Annotated in this window: 7 protein-coding genes; all 7 read right to left on the bottom strand. The window is 61.4% G+C overall.

The genetic code is table 11. The features are described 5' to 3' along the window. The coding region (locus DBR30_RS22385; protein WP_258224460.1) for an FtsW/RodA/SpoVE family cell cycle protein at positions 1 to 756 on the bottom strand (756 nt) is incomplete at its 3' end. After that, a complete protein-coding gene (gene murD / locus DBR30_RS16505; protein WP_108541634.1) occupies positions 753 to 2,036 on the bottom strand; it encodes a UDP-N-acetylmuramoyl-L-alanine--D-glutamate ligase in 1,284 nt (427 codons plus the stop codon). The genes DBR30_RS22385 and murD, both read right to left, overlap by 4 nt. 4 nt (positions 2,037 to 2,040) lie before the next feature. After that, positions 2,041 to 3,123, bottom strand: coding sequence for a phospho-N-acetylmuramoyl-pentapeptide-transferase (mraY, locus tag DBR30_RS16500; RefSeq protein ID WP_108541633.1), 1,083 nt, complete (start codon positions 3,121 to 3,123; stop codon positions 2,041 to 2,043). Beyond that, positions 3,117 to 4,472 carry a UDP-N-acetylmuramoyl-tripeptide--D-alanyl-D-alanine ligase gene (locus DBR30_RS16495; RefSeq protein WP_108541632.1) on the bottom strand — a complete coding sequence of 452 codons (1,356 nt, stop codon included), beginning with the start codon at positions 4,470 to 4,472 and terminating at the stop codon, positions 3,117 to 3,119. The genes mraY and DBR30_RS16495 overlap by 7 nt, the downstream gene beginning before the upstream one ends. Further along, a complete protein-coding gene (gene murE, locus DBR30_RS16490) occupies positions 4,469 to 6,001 on the bottom strand; it encodes a UDP-N-acetylmuramoyl-L-alanyl-D-glutamate--2,6-diaminopimelate ligase (protein WP_108541631.1) in 1,533 nt (510 codons plus the stop codon). The genes DBR30_RS16495 and murE overlap by 4 nt, the downstream gene beginning before the upstream one ends. After that, the gene (locus DBR30_RS16485) at positions 5,934 to 7,688 is read right to left on the bottom strand and encodes a penicillin-binding transpeptidase domain-containing protein (RefSeq protein ID WP_108541630.1); all 1,755 of its coding nucleotides are present in this window, start codon (positions 7,686 to 7,688) and stop codon (positions 5,934 to 5,936) included. Before DBR30_RS16485 ends, murE begins: the two co-directional genes overlap by 68 nt. Beyond that, positions 7,685 to 7,999, bottom strand: coding sequence for a cell division protein FtsL (gene ftsL, locus DBR30_RS16480; RefSeq protein WP_005336166.1), 315 nt, complete (start codon positions 7,997 to 7,999; stop codon positions 7,685 to 7,687). Before ftsL ends, DBR30_RS16485 begins: the two co-directional genes overlap by 4 nt.

The following is a 7,999-nucleotide window of genomic DNA, read 5'->3' as shown; positions in this document are numbered from 1 at the left end:
ACCAAACGCCATCAGCGACTGGGTCAACTGGTAGCCGCTGCCGAACGGATCGGCCCAAGGATCCATAAAGGAGGTCACCCGCCGCATCCGGTAGGGCTCGACGATGATCAGCATCACCACCGAACCGAGGCCCGCGCCGATCAGGGTCAAAAACTGTCCCAATCGGGCACCGGCCAGAAACAGCATGCCGAACGAGGTAACGAACATCACCACGGTGGAACCCAGGTCCGGCTGCAACAGCAGCAAGACCGCCAGCACCCCAAACACCGCCAGCGGTTTCAGGAATCCGATCCAGGCTTCGCGCACTTCGCTCTGGCGCCGCACCAGATAACCGGCCAGATAGACAAACAGCGCCAGCTTGCCAAACTCGGCAGGCTGCAGGTTGAAGGGGCCAAGCGGCAACCAGCGCACCGCACCGTTGACGTTGCGGCCCACCAGCAGCACCAGCACCAGCATCAAGATCGCCAGCAGCAGCATGGGGCCATTGTGCTGTTGCCAGCGCGCCATCGGCACCTGCAACACAAACCAGGAGATACCGAGCGCCATCACCAGAAACAGGGCGTGACGCTTCACAAACATGAAGGGGTCATCCCCCAGCGCAATCCCCTCGGGGATCGACGCCGAGGCCACGATGACCACCCCGACCGCCATCAGGGAGAGCGCCAGCAGTACCAGCTGCCGATCGTAGAGACCGGCAGGACGCGCCGGTAACAACCAGCGCTGGAACAGACCTGCTGCTGCGCGAAGGGCGTTCATAGCGCCAGCACCATTTCGGTGAAGCGATCGCCACGCACCTCGAACGACTTGAACTGATCGAGGCTGGCACAGGCTGGCGCCAGCAGCACCCAGTCACCAGGCTTGGCATCGGCCGCCGCTTTGGCAACTGCAGCGGCCAGGTCGGCCACCCGTTCGGTCTGCTCGCCCAATGCCAGCAGCACCTCGGCATCCTGACCGAAGCAGTACATGTGATCGATCTGGTTGCCCAGCAGCGTCTGGAGCGGGCCAAAATCCTGCCCCTTGCCCTGACCACCGGCCAACAGCAACAGGCGCCCCTTGACCGACTCGCGCACACCGGCAACGGCAGCCAGCGTGGCTCCCACGTTGGTGGCCTTGGAGTCGTTGATCCAGCGCACCCCGTTCACCTCGCGCACGAAGCGGGCACGATGGGGCAAGCCCTCGAAACGACGCAGCACGGTAAGCTGAGCCGCACGAGGAATGCCGACCGCATCGCACAGCGCCATGGCGGCCAGCGCGTTGGCCTGATTGTGGGCACCGACGATCTTCATCTCGTCTACCGCCAGCAGCGGTTCACCGTGCAACGTCAACCAGTAGCGGTCATCCAGCAGGCAACGGCCATAGCCATTGCAGTCGAGACCAAAGCTCTGCCACACCTGGCCCACATCGGGCAGGGTCTGGGCATCATCACGATTGACCAGAATGTGTTTGGAGTGCTGATGGATCTCCATCTTGGCGGCGCGATAGTCGGCCATGCCCTGATAGCGATCCATGTGATCTTCTGAGAGGTTCAGCACCACGGAGGCGGCAGCACGCAAACTGTGAGTTGTTTCCAGCTGGAAGCTGGAGAGCTCCAGCACACAGAGATCCATCGGCTGCTTGAGCAGCTCCAGCGCAGGCGTGCCGATATTGCCGCCCACACCGACATTGAGGCCGGCTTCGGCAATCATCTCGCCCACCAGGGTAGTGACGGTGCTCTTGCCGTTCGAGCCGGTGATGGCGATGACCGGGGTCTGGGTCTCGCGCACAAACAGCTCGATATCACCGACGATCTGCACGCCACACTCGGCAGCCGCTTTCAGTTCGGGGGTCGCCAGCGCGATACCCGGGCTCGCGACGATCATGTGCGCCTGCTTGAGCAGTGCCTCGTCGAGCCCGTGAATGAGCTCCACCTCCGGCGGCAGTTGATCCTTGCCGGGCGGGTTGGCACGGGTATCCATCACCAGTGGCGTCACGCCACGGCCGAGGAAGTAATCGACACAGGAGAGCCCGGTTTTGCCCAATCCGATGATGATGACCATGGCCTTACCTCACCTTCAGGGTGGCAAGACCCAGCAGCACCAGCACGAGGGTGATGATCCAGAAGCGCACGATGACGCGCGGCTCCGGCCAGCCCTTCTTCTCGTAGTGGTGATGGATCGGTGCCATGCGGAAGATCCGCACGCCGCGCAGCTTGTATGAACCCACCTGCAGGATCACCGAGACAGTCTCCATCACGAAGACGCCACCCATGATCACCAGCAGGAACTCCTGACGGACCAACACGGCGATGGTACCGAGCGCGCCGCCCAGTGCCAGGGAACCAACGTCCCCCATGAATACTTGCGCCGGATAGGTGTTGAACCAGAGGAAACCCAGACCCGCCCCGACGATGGCGGTACAGACGATCACCAGCTCGGAGGTATAGGGCACGTAGGGAATGTGCAGGTAGTTGGCAAAGTTGACGTTACCGGTAGCCCAGGCGGTCAGGGCAAAGCCCCCCGCCACCATCACGGTCGGCATGATGGCCAGGCCATCGAGACCGTCGGTCAGGTTGACCGCGTTGGAGGTGCCAACGATGACAAAGTAGGTCAGCACGATAAACATCAGGCCAAGCTGCGGCATCACATCCTTGAGGAAAGGCACCACCAGCTGGGTTTGGCCCTCATGGGTTGCGGTCGCATAGAGGAACACCGCCACCGCCAGCGCTACCGCGGATTGCCAGAAATACTTCCAGCGCGCGATCAGGCCGTCGGTATTCTTGCGCACCACCTTGAGGTAGTCGTCGGCAAAGCCGATGGCACCGTAGGCACCCAGCACAAACAGCACCAGCCAGACATAGGGGTTGTCGAGGCGGCACCAGAGCAGCACAGACGTGAAAATCGCCGCAATGATCATCAGGCCACCCATGGTCGGGGTACCCCGCTTGCTGAGGTGGGACTCGGGACCGTCGTTGCGGATCACCTGACCAAACTTCAGGATCTGCAGGCGACGGATCAGGCGCGGCCCCATCCAGAGGGCAACCCCCAGTCCGGTGATGATCGACAGGATGGCGCGAAACGTCAGGTAGGAGAAGACGTTGAAGAAGGTGAAGTGCGGGGTGAGCAGTTCGGCCAGCCAGACTAGCATGTGGCTGACTCCTGACGGTCTTTGACCATCTCGACGATATCTTCCATACGGGAGCCACGGGCCCCCTTGACCAGAATCGAAATTTCCTGATGTGTATTTATCATTTGCGCAAGCACTTCAAACAACGACGCCTTGTTATCGAAATGTCGGCCAGCCGCGGCATCTGCGGTGTGGCGACTCTCTTCCCCCACTGTCAGCACGGCATCCAGACCACGCTCGCGGGCATGACGGCCAACCCGGGCGTGTTGCTCGGCAGACTCCTCACCCAGTTCCCGCATATCACCGAACACCAGCACCTTGAAGCCGCCCATGGCGGTCAGGGCATCGATGCCCGCCAGCACGGATTCCACGCTGGCATTGTAGGTATCATCCACCAGAGTCAGACCACCCCAGCGCTGGACGCAGAAGCGCCCCTTGACCGGCGCCATCTGTTCCAGCCCCGCCTTGACGGAGCCGAGGGATGCGCCGAGGGCCAGACAGCCCGCGGCGGCAGCCAGTGCGTTGGCCACGTTGTGGCGACCCGGGATCGCCAGAGTCAGGCTCAGCTCACCCTGCGGGGTCACCATCACGAACTCGGCGCAGCCTTGTTCGTTGAGCACAAGGTTGCGCGCGTGGAACGGCTGGCTCTGATCTTCGATGGAGAAGGCGCACTGAATGCCGCGTTCCCGCCACTTCGGCCAGAATTCGTTGTCGGCATTGACGATGGCGGTGCCGCCCTCGCTCAGCCCCTCAAAAATTTCGCTCTTGGCGTGGAACACCCCTTCCAGCGAGCCGAAACCCTCCAGATGGGCCGCCGCCACGTTGTTGATGATGGCGGCATCGGGTTTGGCCAGTGAAGTAGTCCAGGCGATCTCGCCCGGATGGTTGGCCCCCAGCTCCATCACCGCAAACTTGTGTTGCGGTTCGAGGCGCAGCAGGGTGAGCGGCACGCCCACCTCGTTGTTGAAGTTGCCAGCGGTGGCCAGCACTTCCCCTTCGTTGCGCAGTATGGCGGTTGCCATCTCCTTCACCGTGGTCTTGCCGCAGCTGCCGGTAATGGCCAGCACTTTCGGGTTGATGCGCTCACGCACCAGTTTGCCGAGTCGGCCCAGCCCCTTGAGGGTATCGGCTACCACCAGCTGGGTGATTGCCAGCGGCAGTTCGCGCTCGACCAGCAGGGCAGAGGCCCCTGCCTGAACGGCCTGCTCGCAAAAATCGTGGGCATCGAAGCGCTCGCCGCGCAGGGCAACGAACAGGGCACCCGCGCCCAGAGTGCGGGTGTCGGTACTGACGACGGTGATCTCGCCATCGTCACCAATCAGACGGGCATCGAGTACCTGCGCCAGCTCGGCAAGCCTGAGGGTCATCATTTGAATGACTCCAATAATGTGTGCAAGGCGGCCGCGACGGTTTCCCGGTCGCTGTAGTGCCGCTTGTCGGTTCCAATGATCTGATAATCCTCGTGACCCTTACCGGCCACCAGGATGATGTCCTGTTTGCTCGCCTGACCGATGGCCAGCGCAATCGCCTTGACCCGGTCGTGCTCCACCTGCACCGCAGCAGGATCGCGAAGACCCGCCACCATGTCGGCCATGATCCGGGCCGGCTCCTCGGTACGGGGATTGTCATCGGTCAGGATCACGCGATCCGCATACTGTTCAGCCATGGCTGCCATCATGGGGCGCTTGCCGCGATCCCGATCACCACCACAACCGACCAGACACCAGAGCTGGCCTGTGCAGTGCACCCGCAGGGCTTGCAATGCCTTCTCCAGTGCATCCGGGGTGTGGGCGTAATCGACCACCGCCAGCGGCGTATCGCCACCACCAAAACACTCCATGCGGCCGGTCACTGGTTGCAATTTCGGGGCAGTTGCCAGCAGTTCGTTGAAGTCGTAACCGAGCACCAGCATCACGCCCATCGCGGCCAGCACATTGCTGACGTTGAAGCGCCCGAGCAAGGGGGCGGATAATACACCATTCCCCCAACTGGAGTTAATCTGCGCACGAAAACCTTGCTGGTGAAAATCGAGCTGCTGCGCCGTTAATTGACGGCCAGAATGGTGTTCAATCGGGCCATCCACACTGAAGGCCACCGCTGTCGGGTATTTTTCGAGCCACTTGGCACCCAACTCGTCATCACGGTTGATCACCGCATTCGACTCATCGACCAGCTGCAACAGCTGCTCCTTTGCGGCGCCATAGGCTTCCATGGTGCCGTGGTAGTCGAGGTGATCCCGGCTCAGGTTGGTGAAAACCGCGGCGGCAAAGGGCAACGCGGCGACGCGGTGCTGCACCAGACCGTGGCTGGAGACCTCCATCGCCACCAGATCCGCGCCCTGTTCTTGCAGCGCCGCCAGATTGGCTTGCACCTGCACGGCGCTGCCGGTGGTGTTTTCCGCTTCGATCAAATTGCCAAACAGGCCGTTGCCGATGGTGCCCATCACACCCGCCTTGCCACCCAGCAGGGTGCGCCAGTTGGCGACCAGCAGTGCTGTAGTGCTCTTGCCGTTGGTGCCGGTGATCCCGACCAGATCCAATTTTTGGGCTGGCTGATCGTAGAAATAGCCCGCAAGAGCAGAGAGGTGAGCGGGCAGATCCCGCATCCCGATACAGGGAACCGGAGTCGATGGTGGGATAAATTCACCATCCTCCTCAAACACAACAGCGGTCGCTCCCTGAGCCACCGCCTGTTCGATAAACCGTCTGCCATCCACCTGATGACCACGAATGGCCACGAAAAGCGAGCCGGGGCCAACCCGCCGACTATCCAGCTGGATATCGGTCAAGGTGAGCGCCGGCGCCTGGATACCGAAGGGGCGCAGTAATGCATCAAGTGCGCGGGACAAGAGAAGCCTCCGTACGGGCAAGTTTGGTGGGCACCGCTGGCGGCACCGCATCGGGACGAATATTGAAGAGCTGCAGCACCCCGCCCATGGCCTCTGCAAACGGTGGGGTCGCCACGGCGCCGCCATAATAGGCGCTGCCTTTTGGCTCGTTGATCACCACCACCATGACGAAACGGGGATCACTGGCGGGTGCGAAACCGGCAAACCAGGCCATGTAATCCTTGCCATAGCCACCAGCGACGGCGACCTTGGCGGTACCACTCTTGCCACCGACCCGATAGCCCGGGATCTTGGCTTTTGGAATGGCGTTGTCGACCACATACTCCAGCGCCTGCAACATGGCAGCGGCGTTGTTGTGATCGATAACCTGCTCACCCTTGGGCGGCGTAGTCACCTTGACGATGGAGAGCGGCACCCGTTTGCCCTTGTTGGCCAGGGTGGCGTAGGCGGAAGCCAGCTGCAGCGGGGTGACTCGCAGACCATAACCGAACGAGAGGGTTGCTCGCTCGATGTCGGACCAGCGACGACGCTGGGGCAGCATGCCGCTGCTCTCACCCATCAGCCCGCTACCGGTATCCATGCCGAAACCGAACATGCTGAGGGTATTGATCATCTCCTGCGCCGGCATCCGCAACGCGATGCGCGACATACCGATGTTGGAGGAGTAACGCAGGATATCGTAGAGGTTGGTCGCCTTGTGGATACTGACGTCCTTGATCTGCTTGGCACCGATAAAGAGCGGACCACCGGGAATGAAATCTTTCCAGCTGGTGACACCTGCCTGCAAGGCACTGAGCAAAATCAATGGCTTGACGGTCGAACCCGGCTCGTAGGTATCGGTCACCACCCGGTTGCGTACCCGGAAACTCTGATACTGGCCGCGGTTGTTCGGGTTATAGGAGGGGGTGTTGACCATGGCGAGTACTTCACCGGTCTTGATATCCAGCATCACCATGGAGCCGGAGGTCGCCTTGTTCTCGTCGGTTGCCCGCTTGAGGGCACGGTAGGCCAGAGCCTGCACTCGCTGATCGATACTGAGCTGCAGATCGTTGGCGTTCTTGCCCTCTTTGACGATGCCAAGCCGCTCGATGACGCGCCCCTGACGATCCTTGCGCACCCGCATTTCGCCGGGTGTCGCCGTCAGCCACTCGTTGTAGCTGCGCTCGATCCCTTCAATACCGCTGCCATCGATGTTGGTTACCCCCACCAGATGGGCGCTGATCTCGCCGGTCGGGTAGAAGCGGCGTGCTTCGGGGCGCAGGTAGACGCCACCCAGCTTGAGCCCCTTGATATATTCCGCCACCGCAGGAGTAACCTGACGCTGCAGATAGACGAAGCGCTTGCTGGGGTTGGCGATGCGGTGTTTGAGGGTATTGATGTCGAGCTTGAGCACGGCGGAGAGCGCCAGCCAGGCTCGCTCATTATTGATGGCACCGGATTCATGTACTGTCTTGGGATCAGCCCAGACCGCCTCTACCGGTACAGAAACCGCCAGCTGCTCGCCGTTGCGATCGGTGATCATGCCGCGCACCGCCTGAGTGGCGGTGGTACGCAGCGAACGCATGTCACCCTCCTGACGCAGACGATCCGGATTGATTACCTGGATCCAGGCCAGACGCAGGATCAGACCCACAAACGCGATGCCGATAAACACCGCAAGCGTGCGAAAGCGCCACGGATAGATCGATGGCGCTTTGACATTCGCTTTGGCAGCTTTGGCTGTAGCCTTGCGTTTCATGGTTGGGTAATTACCTTCTCGGTGGTCACCAGCGGACGACCCATCTGCAACTTGTCCATCGCCAGACTCGCCACCCGGGAATGTTCAGCCAGTGTGCCCTGTTCCAGCAGCAGGTGGCGCCATTCGATATTGAGGCGATCCTCTTCCGCCATCAGATCGTTCTGCTTGGCCGTCAGACCACGGGTCATGTTGGTCACCAGGATCACGGCAAACGCGGTCACCAGCACGGCGACCGACAGAAAAATCTGCAGCTTGTGCCGCCAGAGATCGGCAACGATCTCCTTGGCCAGATGAACACGCACTTCGCTCAT

Origin of the sequence: Aeromonas sp. HMWF017 (genome assembly GCF_003061465.1) — a bacterium.
Taxonomy (GTDB): Bacteria; Pseudomonadota; Gammaproteobacteria; order Enterobacterales; family Aeromonadaceae; genus Aeromonas; species Aeromonas veronii.
This window is presented reverse-complemented; position numbering and strand designations above follow the sequence as displayed.